Genomic DNA, 15,433 nt, shown 5'->3' with positions numbered 1-15,433 from the left:
CGGCACAGGATAACGCCTGCGCCTCGCCAATGGAGGCTTTGCCGTTTCAGAGATGCACGACGGCCAGGTCCAGGCGGCCGTAATCGTTATCGCTGTGCTCGTTACGGGGCGGCACATGATGGGTTTTCATAATCTGGTCGCCTTGCAGCGTCTCCAGATGGATATCGAACCCCCACAGCCGATGCAGGTGCTTGAGGACCTCGTCAGTGGACTCGCCCAGCGGTTTGCGGTCGTGTTGTTGGTGGCGCAAGGTCAGAGAGCGATCCCCGCGCACGTCGATGCTGTAGATCTGCACGTTGGGTTCGCGGTTGCCCAGGTTGTACTGTGCAGCCAGGGTTTCGCGGATGGTACGGTAGCCCGGTTCGTCATGAATGGCCGGTACCAGGAGATCGTCCTTGAGGTCGTCATCCATGATGCTGAACAGCTTGAGGTCGCGAATCACCTGGGGTGACAGATACTGCAGGATGAAGCTTTCGTCCTTGAAGCTGCTCATGGCGAACTTGATGGTCGACAACCAGTCGCTGCCAGCGATGTCCGGGAACCAGTGGCGGTCCTCGTCGGTGGGGTGTTCGCACATGCGACGGATGTCCCGATACATGGCAAAGCCTAGGGCATAAGGATTGATGCCGCTGTAATGGGGGCTGTCGAATCCGGGTTGGAAGACCACGCTGGTGTGGGACGTCAGGAACTCCATCATGAAGCCGTCGGTTACCAGGCCTTCGTCGTACAGGTCGTTCATCAGCGTGTAGTGCCAGAACGTTGCCCAGCCTTCGTTCATCACTTGGGTCTGGCGCTGTGGGTAAAAATACTGGGCGATCTTGCGCACGATTCGCACGATTTCCCGCTGCCAGGGCTCTAGCAGTGGTGCGTGTTTTTCGAGGAAGTACAGGATGTTTTCCTGGGGTTCGACAGGGAAGCGCGCATTGTCCTTATCGCTGTTCTTGCCGGCGCGCTTGGGAATGGTGCGCCACAGGTCGTTGATCTGCTTTTGCAGATGTTCTTCGCGATCCTTCTGGCGCAGCCGTTCTTCCTCGGCGGAGATAGGGTAAGGGCGCTTGTAGCGATCGACTCCGTAGTTCATCAGGGCGTGGCAGGAGTCCAGCAGGTCTTCCACAGCGTCGATCCCGTGGCGCTCCTCGCATTGCATGATGTACTGCTTGGCGAACACCAGGTAATCAATGATCGAGCTGGCATCCGTCCAGGTGCGGAACAGGTAGTTACCCTTGAAAAAGCTGTTATGCCCATAGCATGCATGGGCCACCACCAGCGCCTGCATGCAGATGGTGTTTTCTTCCATCAGGTAGGCGATGCACGGGTCTGAGTTGATGACGATTTCGTAGGCCAGGCCCATCTGTCCACGGGTGTAGGACTTTTCAGTGCTAAGGAAGTGTTTGCCGTAGGACCAGTGGTGATAGCCCAGGGGCATGCCCACGGACGCATAGGCGTCCATCATCTGTTCGGCGGTGATCACTTCGATCTGGTTGGGGTAGGTGTCCAAGGCATAACCGGCCGCGATACGGCTGATTTCCCGGTCATAGGCCTGGATCAGTTCGAAGGTCCATTCGGACCCCGTGGAAATGGGTTGGCGCTTATGCTCTTTGGCGGTCATGTCACTAACCTGCGCTGGAAGAGTTCACGGAAGACCGGATAGATATCGCCGGCCGAGACCAGTTGTTGCTGGGCGAAGGTGTCAGCGAATGCTTCGCTGATACGCTCGTATTCGAACCACAGGGCCTGGTGCTCGCGGGGGGTAATCTCCACATAAGTGTAGTACTGCACGAAGGGCATGATCTGGTTGATCAGGATGTCGCGGCAGATGGGCGAGTCGTCGTTCCAGTTGTCACCGTCGGAGGCCTGGGCGGCGTAGATGTTCCATTCGTTGGCCGGATAACGTTCGGCCATGATCTCTTGCATCAATTTCAAAGCGCTGGAAACAATGGTGCCGCCAGTTTCCCGTGAGTAAAAAAACTCCTCTTCGTCGACTTCCCGGGCGCTGGTGTGGTGGCGGATGAAGACCACGTCAATCTTGTCGTAGTTACGCTTGAGAAACAGGTACAGCAGGATGAAGAAGCGCTTGGCGATGTCCTTGGTGGCCTGGGTCATGGAGCCGGAAACGTCCATCAGGCAGAACATTACCGCCTTGGAGCTCGGGTTGGGTTGCTTGACCAGCAGGTTGTATTTCAAGTCGAAGGTGTCGAGGAACGGGACGCGATGAATCCGTGCACTGAGCTTGGCTATTTCCGCCTCGGTTTCCTGGATATCGCCGAAGTTGTCTGGTTCTTCGCGTTTTAACCGTTCCAACTCCTCTTTCGCCTCCCTCAGCTTGGCACGGCTGCTGCCAGACAGGGCGATGCGCCGGGCATGGGCCGAGCGCAGGGTGCGGATGATGTTGATCCGTGACGGGTTGCCTTCGTTGCTGATCCCGGCGCGCACGGTCTTGAAGGTGTCGGTGCCGGTCAGATTGCGCTTGACCAGGTTGGGCAGCTCCAGGTCCTCGAACATGAATTCGAGGAATTCTTCCTGGGTGATCTGGAAGACGAACTCATCCATGCCTTCGCCGGAGTTACCGGCCTTGCCTGGTCCTTTACCGCCAGCGCCGCCTTGAGGGCGCTGGATATGTTCGCCGGTGGTGAATTCCTTGTTTCCCGGATGAACGACGGTCTGTTTACCGCCGCGACCGTGGTGCAACACTGGCTCATCGATGTCGCGTCCGGGAATGCTGATCTGTTCGCCATGCTCCATGTCAGTGATGGAGCGGCGACTGACGGCCTCTTCGACGGCCTTTTTGATGTGGTCACGGTAACGCCGCAGGAAACGCTGGCGGTTTACCGTGCTCTTGTTCTTGCCATTGAGACGTCGGTCGATCACATAGCTCATAGGGAGCCCTCCGGGCAGCTTCAAGTTACAAGCTTCAAGCCGCAAGCTGGAAGCTTAAAGACAAGCGGTCAGTTTGCCGGCCTCCGGGTGCGCCCGTGGGCGCACCGCAAGCGGGTAGCCTTGCGCTCGTCGCTGCCTTACTGCGATTTGCGGACCCGCAGGTACCACTCGGAGAGCAACCGTACCTGTTTGTCTGTGTAGCCACGCTCGACCATTCGGGTGACGAAGTCGTTGTGTTTTTGCTGGTCCTCCTTACTGGCCTTGGCGTTGAAGCTGATGACCGGCAGCAGATCCTCGGTGTTGGAGAACATTTTCTTCTCGATAACCACCCGCAGCTTCTCGTAGCTGAGCCAGGTGGGGTTCTTGCCGTTGTTGTTGGCCCGGGCGCGCAGCACGAAGTTGACGATTTCGTTGCGGAAATCCTTCGGATTACTGATGCCTGCGGGTTTTTCGATTTTTTCCAGTTCCTCGTTGAGGGCCACGCGGTTGAGGATTTCGCCGGTTTCCGGGTCGCGGTATTCCTGGTCCTGAATCCAGAAGTCGGCGTACAGCACGTAGCGGTCGAAGATGTTCTGGCCGTATTCGCTGTAGGACTCCAGGTAGGCGGTCTGGATTTCCTTGCCGATGAACTCGATATAGCGCGGCGCCAGGTATTCCTTGAGGAAGCGCAGGTAGCGCTCGCGGGTTTCGGCCTGGAACTGCTCCTGTTCGATCTGCTGTTCGAGCACGTACAGCAGGTGCACCGGGTTGGCCGCGATTTCGTGGGGGTCGAAGTTGAAGACTTTGGAGAGGATCTTGAAGGCAAAGCGCGTCGACAGGCCGTTCATGCCCTCATCGACACCCGCCGTGTCGCGGTATTCCTGGATCGACTTGGCCTTGGGATCGGTGTCCTTAAGGTTTTCCCCGTCATACACGCGCATTTTCGAGTAGATGTTGGAGTTTTCCGGCTCCTTGAGGCGCGATAGGACGGTGAACTGGGCGAGCATTTTCAAGGTGTCAGGCGCGCAGTGGGCCTTGGCCAGCGAGCTGTTGAACAGCAGTTTGTCGTAAATCTTGATTTCATCGCTGACTCGCAGGCAGTACGGCACCTTGACGATGTAGATCCGGTCGATGAACGCTTCGTTGTTCTTGTTGTTGCGGAAGGTGTGCCATTCAGATTCGTTGGAGTGAGCCAGCAGGATCCCGGTAAACGGAATCGCCCCCAAGCCTTCGGTGCTGTTGTAGTTACCTTCCTGGGTGGCGGTCAGCAGTGGGTGCAGCACCTTTATTGGTGCCTTGAACATCTCGACAAACTCCATCAGGCCCTGGTTCGCGCGGCACAGTGCGCCCGAGTAGCTGTAGGCATCGGCGTCGTTCTGTGGGAATTCTTCCAGTTTGCGGATATCGACCTTACCCACCAGCGCCGAGATGTCCTGGTTGTTCTCGTCACCGGGTTCGGTCTTGGCCACGGCGATCTGGTTGAGGATCGACGGATAGAGTTTCACCACGCGGAACTGGCTGATATCGCCGCCGAACTCTGCCAGGCGCTTGGTAGCCCACGGCGACATGATGGTGTTGAGGTAGCGTCTTGGGATGCCGAAGTCTTCTTCGAGGATCGCGCCATCTTCCGTGGCGTTGAACAGCCCCAAAGGTGATTCGAAGACCGGTGAGCCCTTGATGGCGTAGAAGGGCACCTTCTCGATCAGTTGTTTGAGTTTTTCGGCCAGGGACGATTTACCACCGCCGACGGGGCCGAGCAGGTAAAGGATCTGTTTCTTCTCTTCCAGGCCTTGGGCAGCGTGGCGGAAGTAGGAGACGATCTGGTCAATGCATTCTTCCATTCCGTGGAAGTCTTCAAAGGCCGGATAGCGGCGGATCACCTTGTTGGAAAAGATGCGCGACAAGCGCGAATTGGCTGCGGTGTCCACAAGCTCCGGCTCACCAATCGCAAGTAGCAGGCGCTCGGCGGCAGACGCGTAGGCGCTGCGGTCCTTTTTGCACAGATCGAGGTACTCAGCAAGCGTGAGTTCTTCCTGGCGGGTGGACTCGAAGCGTTGTTGGAAGTGGCTAAAGATACTCATGACGTCGTCACCTCGCTCGATACGTGGAGTCGACGCAGGATCAATCAGTCGATGCTGGCAGTCATTGGTGGACACCAACGGCTGTTTTCCCCCCAGAACACCCTGAAACGTTACCGATGACCCGCACGCCGGTGTACCGGCTCTCCCCTGTTTTGGATGGCCTGGGCTTAAGGATAGTTCGGAATCCGGGAGTTCAAGGTGCGATACGTAATTTGTTTGGGCGCACCGTTCGTCAGAAACGGCGCTAGCCCAAGCATCACGCGGGATAGCGGGGTGTGAAAAAAATTATTCCGATTTGCCTTCGGAGATTTCTGCCGGATAAGTCGTACGCCACAGCTCGAAGCCGCCGTCCAGGCTATAGACGTCGGAGAAGCCCTGGCTGACCAGATACGCTGCTGCACTTTGGCTGGAGTTGCCGTGGTAGCAGGCCACGATCACTGGCGCATCGAGGTCGGCAACGCGGATGAAATCGGCGATGTTGTGGTTATCCAGATGCTGGGCGCCACTGATATGGCCGGCGATGTAGGTCGGCTGGTCGCGGATGTCGACAACCACAGCGCCTTGTTCGCGCAGGGCTTGGGCTTGTTCGGGAGGGATACGTTTGAATTCGCTCATGGTGGGCTCCTTGGGCCTTCAGGACGGCGCGGTCTAGCGCTTTGCCGTGGCCTGCAGTGGTTCGCAAATGGGGGTGTCGCACTGGCAGCTCAGGCGCTCGCCGGTGTCGATGTTCATCAGGGTCATGGTGCCGCCCCAGACGCAGCCGGTATCGAGGGCGAATACGCCGGGCTCGTCGCATTTGCCTTCAAGGGCAGCCCAGTGGCCGAAGATGATCTTCGTGTCACGGGTCTTGCGGTCCTTGTGGCTGAACCAGGGCTTGTAGCCGGGTAGCGCGGCATCGGCGCCTTCCTTGCTCTTGAGGTCGAGTTTGCCTTCGGTGGTGCAAAAACGCATGCGGGTAAAGTAGTTGGTGATGACCCGCAGGCGTGCGATGCCAGTGAGCTCGTTGTCCCACTTCACCGGCTCGTTGCCGTACATGCCGTCAAGGTAGGTCGTGAACAGGTTGTCATCGGCCAGGACAGCTTCGACTTCATTCGCGCATTTGAGTGCTTTTTTCAGCGTCCACTGGGGTGGAATGCCGGCATGCACCAAGGCGATGTTGCGGCTCTCGTCGTAATGCATGATTTTTTGCCGGCGCAACCAGTCCAGCAACTCGGCTCGATCCGGTGCCTCGAGGATTTCCCGCAGGGTATCGCCTTTTTTCAGACGCTCGATGTTATTGCCGGCGGCCAGCAGGTGCAGGTCATGGTTGCCCAGCACGCAGACCAGCGAATCACGCATGCCATAAAGGAAGCGCAGAGTCTCAAGGGATTGCGGGCCGCGGTTGACCAAGTCGCCCACCAGCCACAGGCGATCCTTCGTCGGGTCAAAGGCCACGCGTTCAAGCAGGCACTTGAGCGGCTCCAGGCAGCCTTGCAGGTCGCCAACAGCGTAGGTCGCCATCAGTGCAGGGCTCCGGGAACCGCGAGGCGGAAGGGGGCAATGATGGCGTCGAAGAGCTGGCCGTCTGTAGCTTTCATCTGATAAGTGCCTTGCATGGTGCCGACCTTGGAAGTCATCACCGTACCGCTGCTGTAGGTATGGCTTGCACCGGTATCAATCAGTGGCTGCTGGCCAATGACGCCGGCGCCGCGTACTTCTTCTACATGGCCGTCACCGTCGGTGATGACCCAGTGACGTGACAGCAACTTGGCCGGCACTGAACCGTTGTTCTTCACCGTTACTGTGTAGGCAAAGGCAAAACGGTTCTGGTCGGGCTGCGATTGTTCCGCCAGGAAGCGGGTGACGACGCTGACGTCGATCTGATAGCGAGGATCGGACATGCAAGAGGCCTTAAAAGCAAAAGCGGGGGACAGCGGATGCCGGTCAGTCTAGGCCAAGTGGCGGGCACTAGGCCAGACATGGTGTCTGGCTGTGCCCGGCTCCGGATTATTCGGCGACGGGTGCAGGCTGAATGGCAAGCTGATCGGCCAGGCGCACGAACGCCGCCAGGTCCAGTTGCTCGGGGCGCAAACTGCCATCGACGCCGGCGGCTTCGATTTCAGCGTTGCTGAGCAACGCCTTGAGGGTGTTGCGCAGGGTCTTGCGGCGCTGGTTGAACGCTTCACGTACCACGCGTTCCAGCAGCTTGTGATCCTTGGCCGGGTGCGGCAGGACCGCGTGAGGCACCAGGCGCACGATGGCCGAGTCGACCTTTGGCGGCGGATTGAACGCGCCAGGCCCGACGTTGAACAGATGCTCAACCCGGCAATGGTACTGAACCATGATCGACAGACGACCCCAGTCACCACCGCCAGGGCCAGCTGCCAGACGCTCAACCACTTCCTTTTGCAGCATGAAGTGCATGTCGCGGATGATGCTGGCGTTATTCAGGAGGTGAAAAATCAGCGGTGTGGAGATGTTGTACGGCAGGTTGCCGACCACGCGCAGGCTGTTGGGTGCGGCATTCAGGCTGGTGAAGTCGAACTTCAGCGCATCGCCTTGATGCAGGTTGAAGTTGGGCATGCCGGCGAACTGCTGGTTGAGGATCGGGATCAGGTCCTTGTCCAGTTCAACCACGTCCAATTGCCCGCCGCTGTTGAGCAGGCCTTGGGTCAGCGCGCCCTGGCCCGGGCCGATTTCCAGCAGACGGTCTTCGGGCTTGGCATGGATGGAGCGCAGGATGCGGTCGATCACGCCAGCGTCGTGCAGGAAGTTTTGCCCGAAACGCTTGCGCGCTCGGTGTTGGTAATGCTCAGTCATATGCGGGTCTCGGCCATCTGATAGGCGGTTTCCAGGGCCACGTGCAGGCTGCCGGTATCGATCTTGCCGCTGCCTGCCAGGTCCAAGGCGGTGCCATGGTCGACGGAGGTGCGGATGATCGGCAGGCCCAGTGTCACGTTGACTGCGGCGCCGAAGCCTTTGTATTTCAGCACGGGCAGCCCTTGGTCATGGTACATCGCCAGCACTGCGTCGCAGTGCTCTAGATATTTGGGGGTAAACAGAGTGTCGGCAGGCAGTGGGCCACGCAGGTCCATGCCTTCTTGGCGCAGACGCTCTAATGTCGGTTCGATGATGTCGATTTCTTCATGGCCCAAGTGGCCGCCTTCGCCAGCATGTGGGTTGAGGCCACAAACCAGGATGCGCGGTTGGGCGATGCCGAATTTCTGTTGCAGGTCGGCGTGCAGGATGCGTGTTACACGCTCCAGGCGCTCGGGGGTGATTGCGTCGGCAATCTCGCGCAGGGGCAGGTGAGTGGTCACCAGAGCCACGCGTAAGCCACCGGTTGCCAGCATCATCACGACCTGTTCGGTGTGGGTCAGCTCGGCGAGAAACTCGGTATGGCCGGAAAAGGCGATACCTGATTCGTTGATTACACCCTTGTGCACGGGTGCGGTGATCATCCCGGCGAAATCGCCGTCGATACAGCCAAGGCCGGCGCGGGTCAGGGTTTCCAGGACAAAGGCCGCATTGGCCTTGTTTAGTTGCCCGGCCACGACCTTGGCCTGGAGCGGGGTGTCCCACACATACAAGCTGTTGGCCGGGGCGGGAAGGTCTGGCCAGTTGCCGGGTGTCACCGACAGCAGGTTGACAGCCACGCCCAGCTGCGCGGCCCGCTCAAGGAGCAGGTCGCGGCTGGTAATGGCAATCAGGGGGTGTGGCTGAGGTTGCGAGGCGAGTAGCAGGCACAGGTCAGGACCAATACCGGCCGGCTCGCCGGGTGTTAACGCGAAACGCTGGGGTTTCACTGAGCTGCCTGGTCGGTGCCTGTTTGCTCGGCGCCAGGAAGCTTGTTTTCAACGTAGGCTTCGTCACGGATCTGACGCAGCCAGGTTTGCAGCTCTTCGTCGTATTTGCGGTTACGCAGTACGGTCAGCGCTTGTTGCTCGCGGGCCTGGCTGGTGTTGTCGGTGGCGCGACGGCCAAGGACTTCCAGGACATGCCAGCCGTATTGAGTCTTGAACGGCTTGGACAGTACGCCTTGCGGGGTATCGGCCATCACTTGCTGGAACTCGGGCACCAAGGCTTTAGGGTCGATCCAGTTCAGGTCACCGCCATTAAGGGCAGAACCTGGGTCTTCCGAGAAGCTTTTGGCCAGGATGGCGAAGTCTTCACCGCTTTCGATGCGGTCATAGATCTTCTGGGCCAGTTCCTTGGTTTGCGCTTCGGTACGGATTTCGCTTGGTTTGACCAGAATGTGACGAACATGAACTTCGTCCTTCATCGACGTCTCACCGCCGCGTTTGCCCAGCAACTTGAGGATGATGAAACCGCCTGGGGTGCGAGCTGGCTGGGTGATGCCGCCGACTTCCATGGCGCTCAACTCACGGTCGAACGGTGGTGGTAATTGAGCGGCTTTACGCCAGCCCATGTCACCGCCTTCGAGGGCGTTGTCGCTGCCGGATTGGGCAATCGCCATCTGAGCAAAGTCAGCACCGGACTTGAGGCGATCATAGATAGCCTGGGTTTTTGCCGCTGCCGCGTTGAGCTGGTCAGCGTTGGCGCTGTCCGGCGTCGGGATCAGGATGTTGGCCAGGTGCAGTTCTTCGGAGAGCTGCATCTTGCCCAAGTCTGAGGCCAGGAAGTTCTTCACTTCCTGTTCGGACACCTGAACCCGCTCGGCGACACGGCGCTGACGCACACGGCTGATGATCATTTCGCGGCGGATCTGGTCACGGGCGTCTTCAAACGACAGACCGTCATGAGCCAGGGCAGCACGGAATTGATCAATGCTCATGTTGTTGCGTTGAGCGATGGTGCCGACAGCCTGGTTCAGCTCTTCGTCAGAGATGCGGATACCGGAGCGATCGCCGATCTGCAGTTGCAGGTTTTCGACGATCAGGCGCTCCAGAACTTGCTGGTCCAAGACGCTGGTAGGCGGTACGCCACCGCCACGCTTGGCGATGGTTTGTTGAACTTCCTTGACCCGTTGGTCCAGTTGGCTCTGCATGATCACGTCGTTATCGACAATGGCCACGACCTTATCCAGCTGTTGAACCGCAGCGTGTGCCGATACGGTGCCCAGGAACAGCGCGCCCAGCACTAGCGGGCGCAGACAATCAGAAAGCTTGGTCTTCACGTTCACGATAACCTTCAATGCCTTTGTCGAGGAAGCTCTCTACCTTGGCGCCAGTCAGGCCACCGAGTCCCTTCAGGACAATTTGGAGGAAGAGCCCGTGGTCGCCTTTTTCGTTCAGCGGGGCGATCTGGCTGTATTCGTCGTTGGAGACCCAATAACGGTTGATCACGCGCAGTTTCCAGCAGCAGTTGTCGTACTCGAAACCACCGAAGGCTTCCAGGGTACGGTTGCGTGCATAGTCATACTGCCAGCGGGTGATCAGGTTCCACTGCGGAACGATTGGCCACATCATCGAGAAGTCGTGTTGCTGGATTTTGTAGTAATCCTTCACGTAGTTCGCGGTATCTGATGGAACGCTGTAATCGCCGCCAAATTGCCATTTACCGGTCAGTTGGTTGTAGACCACTTGGTCATTACGATAGCGATAGCCAACGTTGATGACCTTGTTTTTATCGTCTTCCGGCTGATAGTGGAACATCGCACTGCCGGATCGTACGCTGTGGCTGTCGGTGTCCCAGTTGTAGTCAGCGGTGGCGCGCCAGTCGCGGTTGAAGCGGAACTCGTACTCCAGGGCGATTGGCGAGACGTTCGACTGCGCATCTGCGCGGTCGGCGGCCAGGATGCCTGGCAACTGAACTTCGCGGTCCTTGAAGTACAGGGCCTGACCGATGCTGGCCCGTTGACGTTCGAAACCGTTCTCCTGAATCCAGCGGCTGGTTACGCCCAGGGACAGTTTATTTTCGTCTCCGATGCGGTCGGAGCCGCTGAAGCGGTTATCGCGGAAGAGCGATGCGTAGCTGAAGGTATTTTCGCTGGTATCGAATACCGGAATGTCGGACTGATCTTTCTCGGGAACATAGAGGTAGAACAGGCGAGGTTCCAGGGTTTGGCGGTAGTTGTCACCGAACCATTGGGTGTTGCGGTCGAAGTAGAGGCCGCTGTCTACGCTGGCAATTGGGATTGAACGATCCTGAGAGCTTTTGAATGTCTGGCCAGCAGCAACCATTTGCTCTTTGCCGGTTCCGTCAAGGTCGAGATCATATTTGGTGTAGACATACTTAAGCTTCGGAGTGATGAAGCCATAAGTCCAATTCATCGGCAGAGAGACGCTAGGAGCTACATTCAAGCGCGTACCGTTGGCACGGGTCAAACCCGCAACGTTCCTGTCCAGACGAGGTGTGCCTACAGTGCCATCTGGGTTGATGGGGCCGCCATCCTCATTAACGTAGTTACCAGTCTTAAGATCTCGCTCAAACCTGACCGCTTCGGTTTCATAGGCAAAGTCCAGCCCACCCGGATGATACGGCAGTGCACCATTGAAGGTGATCTGCGGCAGTCGGTCGTACGGTGTGATCTGGGAAACCGTCGCCAGTTGGTACGCTTGCAGATTCAATCGAGCCTGGTAGCTGTCACCCCGATAGGTAACGGAACCTTGTTGGTTGACAAAGTCCTGGGTCTGAATACCTATCTGGTTGCTTTTCAGATCCTGGAAGTAGTACGGATCACTGATCTTGGTGTAGTCAACCTGAGTCAGTACACGCGAATCCAACCCACCCTTATGCTGCCAGTTGAGCATGTACCGGGACTTTTCGGCGTCGGTCTGCTTACTACGCTCGTCGCTATCATCGTTAAGATACGCCCCACCAAACTGACCTTCGCTCGACTTGGTGAGGTAGCGGAATTCGCCTTCCATCAACATGCCGCGTTTGGTCATGTATTGCGGGTACAACGTGGCATCGTAGTTCGGCGCCAGGTTGAAGTAGTACGGCGTGGTCAGCGTAAAGCCAGACTCACCACCCGAGGCGAAGCTCGGCGGCAGGAAGCCGGATTGGCGACGATTGTCGATCGGGAAGTAGATATACGGCGTGTAAAGGATCGGAATGTCCTTGACCCGCAACGTCACGTTGGTGGCCGTACCGAAACCAGTGGCCGGGTTCAGCGTGATGTTGTTGCCTTTGAGCTGCCAGGCGTTACTGTTCGGCTCACAGGTGGTGTACGTACCGTCCTTGAGACGGATGATCGCGTTCTCGGCACGCTTGGCGTACAGCGCGTTACCGCGGATACGCGACTTGTGCATCACATACTCGGCGTTGTCGACCTTGGCCGCGCCGGTGTCCAGTTGGACTTCGGCGTGATCGCCCACCAACAGAGCGCCGTTGTCGCGCAGACGGACATTGCCGTTCAGCTCGCCACGGTTCTCGGCCTGGTACAGGCTGGCCTCGTCGGCCTCGACCTGCATGCTGCCCTGGCGCATGACAACGTCACCGGCCAGGGTTGCGACCTGTTGTTCCTGCTCGTAACGAGAGGCCTTGGCGCCGATGAAGGTCGGCGCATCGCTCTTGTTCGTCTTGTCGTTCATGCCAGGACGAATCGGCTCGATGTACGCGCCGGAGCAATACGGACCGGTTTCGGCCAGTTGCGCAGCGGTGAGCTTGTCGCGGGGGACCCAGTCCAAGTGGCTGTAGTCGGCGCTGCGCGAACGCAGGCCACGGCCCTTGGCTTCGGTGACCAGCTTGTTCTGCGGTACGGCGTCGGCACCAGCAGCCTCGCCTTGCGGCGTGCCGTTGGCCGAGCTGACGGCGCTGCCGTCATGCACCGGACGCGGTGGCAATGGGACAGCGGCGGTTTTCGGCGCGCAATCCCAGGCACCCGAAGCAGAGACTGAGCAGTCATACTGTTCCGCGGCGACCACGAATGAAGTGGCGAAGGGTTGCAGGGCCAGCAGACTGCCGGTTACCAGCAACGGAAATTTTCTACGAAACGCGGGGGATTTCAATGCCATCTTATTAGTCCGGGCTTCCTGCGTGCCATCTGCCCGCGGTGTGGGCCGCACGCCTCTCGATGGTCTGAAAAAGATGCGTGATAATAAAGCATGACCCGCTTGACGGCTAGCGCCGTCGGAGACCCTTGTAATGCCCCACCAAGATCTACGCTTGCAACACCTGAAAGTCTGGCTTGATGAGCAGTTACCTATCCTTTTTAACGCCCAGGGCTGGGGTGCCGTACCCCCGGCCACACTGACTGCGGCCAGTAGCGACGCGAGTTTCAGGCGTTACTTCCGCTGGGAAAGCGAGGGTCGCAGTTTTGTCGTTATGGACGCTCCGCCCCCCCAGGAAAACTGCAAACCTTTCGTCGATATCGCTCATTTACTGGCGAAATCAGGAATAAATGTTCCAAAAATTTATGCCGAAGATCTGCCGCGAGGCTTTCTTTTGCTCAATGACCTGGGAAAAAAAACCTATCTGGACGTGATTGACGGTGAAAATGCCGATCAATTGTTTGCCGATGCCATCGATGCGTTGCTGGCGTTCCAGCAATTGCCGATGGACGCCGGCTTGCCCAGCTACGACGTAGCGTTATTGCGCCGCGAGCTGGAATTATTTCCCGAGTGGTACGTGCGCCGGCACCTGGGCATTGAGTTTGATGCCCAGCAAGTGGCGCTTTGGCAGCATGTCAGCGAGCTGTTGATCGACAGCGCCCTGGCTCAGCCGAAGGTGTTGGTGCACCGCGACTACATGCCGCGCAACCTGATGATCAGCACGCCGAACCCAGGTGTGCTGGATTTCCAGGATGCAGTCTATGGCCCTGTGACCTACGACATCACCTGCCTGTTCAAGGACGCCTTCCTCAGCTGGCCCCAGGCCCGTGTGCGGGAATGGCAACGCGGCTATTGGGAGCGTGCTGGCCAACTGGGCATCCCGGTGCAGGCGGATTTTGGTGATTTCCTGCGGGCCAGCGACCTGATGGGCGTACAGCGCCACCTCAAGGTGATCGGCATCTTCTCTCGTATCTGCCACCGCGATGGCAAGCCACGCTACCTCGCCGATGTGCCGCGCTTCTTTGCCTATATAGAGGCGGTGCTGGCTGATCGTCCGGAGTTGGCCGAGTTGGGTGAGTTGCTGGCAAGCCTGCGTCAACCGGCCGAGGCGGTCGTATGAAGGCCATGATCCTGGCCGCCGGTAAAGGTGAGCGGATGCGTCCGCTCACCTTGCACACGCCCAAGCCGCTGATCCAGGCGGGCGGCAAACGTTTGATCGAGTATCACCTGGAGGCGCTGGCCAAGGCTGGCTTCACTGACATCGTCATCAACCATGCCTGGCTCGGTCAGCAAATTGAGGGCTATTTGGGGGACGGCTCGCAGTACGGCGTACGCATCCAGTACTCGGCCGAAGGCGAGCCACTGGAAACCGGAGGCGGGATTTTCCAGGCGTTGCCGTTGCTGGGGGACGGGCCGTTCCTGGTGGTCAATGGCGATATCTGGACCGACTACGACTTCGCCCGTCTCAAGCAACCGCTGAATGGCTTGGCTCATCTGGTGATGGTCGATAATCCGGCGCATCACCCTTCAGGTGGTGACTTCTACATTAAGGGCGGTGCACTTCATGATGCCGCTCCCGGTGCCGATAACCTGACCTTCAGTGGCATTTCAGTGCTGGACCCGAAGCTGTTCGCGGGTTGCAGTGCCGGTGCCTTCAAGCTGGCGCCGCTGTTACGCACGGCAATGGCCAAAGGGTTGGTGACGGGGGAACACATGGACGGACGCTGGATTGATGTCGGCACGCTGGAGCGCCTGGCGCAAGTCGAAAACCTGCTGACAGCGGGGCAGTAAGATGTTGTGGCCAGGGACTCTGATTGGAGCCGGGGCGGGCTTTGCCATTGCCAGCATTCCGGGGGCCATGTTGGGCGCGCTGTTGGGGCAGGCGCTGGATCGGCGTTTGCAATTGCAGAGTTGGGCGCAGGTGCGCGAGCGCCTGGGCGGTCGGCCGGCGCTGCGTAATGACGAATTGCTGTTTGTCTTGCTTGGCCGTCTGGCCAAAAGCAACGGCCAAGTGGTGGAAGGGCATATCCAGCAGGCACGCCAGGAAATGCGCTCGCTGGACATGACCGAGCCGGCCCAGCGGCGGGCGATTGCGGCGTTCAACCGAGGCAAGTCGGGCTCGGACCGGGTGCGCAGCTATTTGCGCGTACTCAAGGCGCAGCCTCATGCGTCGGAAGGTGTGTTGCGCGCCTGTTGGCGGATGGTCTGGGCCGATGGCAAGGCCAGCACGGCCGAGCGGGAGTTGATTGAGCAGTGGGGCAAATGGCTGGGGTGGACAACGCAGCAGGTCCAGGCGCTGGCGGCTGATTACGAGCCGGAGCGCAAGCCACTGGCCAACCGCGGCGGTGCCTATCAGGAAGCGTTACGGATCCTCGGGGTAACGACCACCAGCGAACCGACGGTGATCAAGCGGGCCTACCGAAGGCTGCTCAGTCGCCATCACCCGGACAAGATTGCCGGCAGTGGCGCCAGCCCCGCCCAAGTGCGCGAGGCGACCGAAATGACGCGGGAGCTGCATAACGCCTATGCGTTGATTCGTGAGCGTCGGGATTTCCGCTGACG

The 15,433-nt window shown here is 58.8% G+C and carries 13 protein-coding genes; 3 read left to right on the top strand and 10 right to left on the bottom strand.

All coding sequences use genetic code 11. From position 1 onward, the window contains the following. Nucleotides 1-46: 46 nt before the first annotated feature. From HKK55_RS22725 to HKK55_RS22680, 10 genes are all read right to left on the bottom strand, one after another. Nucleotides 47-1,609 carry a SpoVR family protein gene (locus HKK55_RS22725; protein ID WP_169356663.1) on the bottom strand — a complete coding sequence of 521 codons (1,563 nt, stop codon included), beginning with the start codon at nucleotides 1,607-1,609 and terminating at the stop codon, nucleotides 47-49. Continuing rightward, entirely contained in the window at nucleotides 1,606-2,877 is a 1,272-nt protein-coding gene (locus HKK55_RS22720) for a YeaH/YhbH family protein (protein ID WP_169356662.1), read from the bottom strand. The genes HKK55_RS22725 and HKK55_RS22720 overlap by 4 nt, the downstream gene beginning before the upstream one ends. Before the next feature lie 137 nt (nucleotides 2,878-3,014). Beyond that, nucleotides 3,015-4,937, bottom strand: coding sequence for a PrkA family serine protein kinase (locus HKK55_RS22715; RefSeq protein ID WP_169356661.1), 1,923 nt, complete (start codon nucleotides 4,935-4,937; stop codon nucleotides 3,015-3,017). Nucleotides 4,938-5,222: 285 nt separating this feature from the next. Continuing rightward, the gene (glpE, locus tag HKK55_RS22710) at nucleotides 5,223-5,552 is read right to left on the bottom strand and encodes a thiosulfate sulfurtransferase GlpE (RefSeq protein ID WP_169356660.1); all 330 of its coding nucleotides are present in this window, start codon (nucleotides 5,550-5,552) and stop codon (nucleotides 5,223-5,225) included. Between the two features lie 33 nt (nucleotides 5,553-5,585). Beyond that, nucleotides 5,586-6,437, bottom strand: a complete 852-nt coding sequence (locus HKK55_RS22705; protein WP_169356659.1) for a symmetrical bis(5'-nucleosyl)-tetraphosphatase — start codon at nucleotides 6,435-6,437, stop codon at nucleotides 5,586-5,588. Beyond that, nucleotides 6,437-6,817 (bottom strand): Co2+/Mg2+ efflux protein ApaG, encoded by a 381-nt coding sequence (apaG, locus tag HKK55_RS22700; RefSeq protein WP_169356658.1) that lies wholly within the window; start codon nucleotides 6,815-6,817, stop codon nucleotides 6,437-6,439. The genes HKK55_RS22705 and apaG overlap by 1 nt, the downstream gene beginning before the upstream one ends. Nucleotides 6,818-6,923: 106 nt before the next feature. Further along, nucleotides 6,924-7,736 carry a 16S rRNA (adenine(1518)-N(6)/adenine(1519)-N(6))-dimethyltransferase RsmA gene (gene rsmA / locus HKK55_RS22695; RefSeq protein ID WP_169356657.1) on the bottom strand — a complete coding sequence of 271 codons (813 nt, stop codon included), beginning with the start codon at nucleotides 7,734-7,736 and terminating at the stop codon, nucleotides 6,924-6,926. Then, on the bottom strand, nucleotides 7,733-8,722 hold the full coding sequence (gene pdxA, locus HKK55_RS22690) for a 4-hydroxythreonine-4-phosphate dehydrogenase PdxA (RefSeq protein ID WP_169356656.1): 990 nt from the start codon (nucleotides 8,720-8,722) through the stop codon (nucleotides 7,733-7,735). Before pdxA ends, rsmA begins: the two co-directional genes overlap by 4 nt. Next, nucleotides 8,719-10,059, bottom strand: coding sequence for a peptidylprolyl isomerase (locus tag HKK55_RS22685; protein ID WP_169356655.1), 1,341 nt, complete (start codon nucleotides 10,057-10,059; stop codon nucleotides 8,719-8,721). The genes pdxA and HKK55_RS22685 overlap by 4 nt, the downstream gene beginning before the upstream one ends. Further along, nucleotides 10,034-12,835 carry an LPS-assembly protein LptD gene (locus HKK55_RS22680; RefSeq protein ID WP_169356654.1) on the bottom strand — a complete coding sequence of 934 codons (2,802 nt, stop codon included), beginning with the start codon at nucleotides 12,833-12,835 and terminating at the stop codon, nucleotides 10,034-10,036. The genes HKK55_RS22685 and HKK55_RS22680 overlap by 26 nt, the downstream gene beginning before the upstream one ends. 130 nt (nucleotides 12,836-12,965) lie before the next feature. On the opposite strand from HKK55_RS22680, the gene HKK55_RS22675 reads away from it, so the two are divergent. From HKK55_RS22675 to HKK55_RS22665, 3 genes are read left to right on the top strand one after another with little or no spacing between them, the layout of a single operon-like run. Next, nucleotides 12,966-13,991 carry an aminoglycoside phosphotransferase family protein gene (locus HKK55_RS22675; RefSeq protein WP_169356653.1) on the top strand — a complete coding sequence of 342 codons (1,026 nt, stop codon included), beginning with the start codon at nucleotides 12,966-12,968 and terminating at the stop codon, nucleotides 13,989-13,991. Further along, nucleotides 13,988-14,662, top strand: coding sequence for an N-acetylmuramate alpha-1-phosphate uridylyltransferase MurU (gene murU, locus HKK55_RS22670; RefSeq protein WP_169356652.1), 675 nt, complete (start codon nucleotides 13,988-13,990; stop codon nucleotides 14,660-14,662). Before HKK55_RS22675 ends, murU begins: the two co-directional genes overlap by 4 nt. Before the next feature lies 1 nt (nucleotide 14,663). Then, nucleotides 14,664-15,431 carry a TerB family tellurite resistance protein gene (locus HKK55_RS22665; RefSeq protein ID WP_169356651.1) on the top strand — a complete coding sequence of 256 codons (768 nt, stop codon included), beginning with the start codon at nucleotides 14,664-14,666 and terminating at the stop codon, nucleotides 15,429-15,431. Nucleotides 15,432-15,433 lie beyond the last annotated feature (2 nt).

It is taken from the genome of Pseudomonas sp. ADAK18 (assembly GCF_012935695.1).
Lineage (GTDB): Bacteria > Pseudomonadota > Gammaproteobacteria > Pseudomonadales > Pseudomonadaceae > Aquipseudomonas.
This window is presented reverse-complemented; position numbering and strand designations above follow the sequence as displayed.

Excerpts from the sequence above, each read along its gene's own strand:
- HKK55_RS22725 (WP_169356663.1), bottom strand. The coding sequence starts at position 1,609 with ATGACCGCCAAAGAGCATAAGCGCCAACCCATTTCCACGGGGTCCGAA.
- HKK55_RS22720 (WP_169356662.1), bottom strand. The coding sequence starts at position 2,877 with ATGAGCTATGTGATCGACCGACGTCTCAATGGCAAGAACAAGAGCACG.
- HKK55_RS22715 (WP_169356661.1), bottom strand. The coding sequence starts at position 4,937 with ATGAGTATCTTTAGCCACTTCCAACAACGCTTCGAGTCCACCCGCCAG.
- glpE (WP_169356660.1), bottom strand. The coding sequence starts at position 5,552 with ATGAGCGAATTCAAACGTATCCCTCCCGAACAAGCCCAAGCCCTGCGC.
- HKK55_RS22705 (WP_169356659.1), bottom strand. The coding sequence starts at position 6,437 with ATGGCGACCTACGCTGTTGGCGACCTGCAAGGCTGCCTGGAGCCGCTC.
- apaG (WP_169356658.1), bottom strand. The coding sequence starts at position 6,817 with ATGTCCGATCCTCGCTATCAGATCGACGTCAGCGTCGTCACCCGCTTC.
- rsmA (WP_169356657.1), bottom strand. The coding sequence starts at position 7,736 with ATGACTGAGCATTACCAACACCGAGCGCGCAAGCGTTTCGGGCAAAAC.
- HKK55_RS22680 (WP_169356654.1), bottom strand. The coding sequence starts at position 12,835 with ATGGCATTGAAATCCCCCGCGTTTCGTAGAAAATTTCCGTTGCTGGTA.
- HKK55_RS22675 (WP_169356653.1), top strand. The coding sequence starts at position 12,966 with ATGCCCCACCAAGATCTACGCTTGCAACACCTGAAAGTCTGGCTTGAT.
- murU (WP_169356652.1), top strand. The coding sequence starts at position 13,988 with ATGAAGGCCATGATCCTGGCCGCCGGTAAAGGTGAGCGGATGCGTCCG.
- HKK55_RS22665 (WP_169356651.1), top strand. The coding sequence starts at position 14,664 with ATGTTGTGGCCAGGGACTCTGATTGGAGCCGGGGCGGGCTTTGCCATT.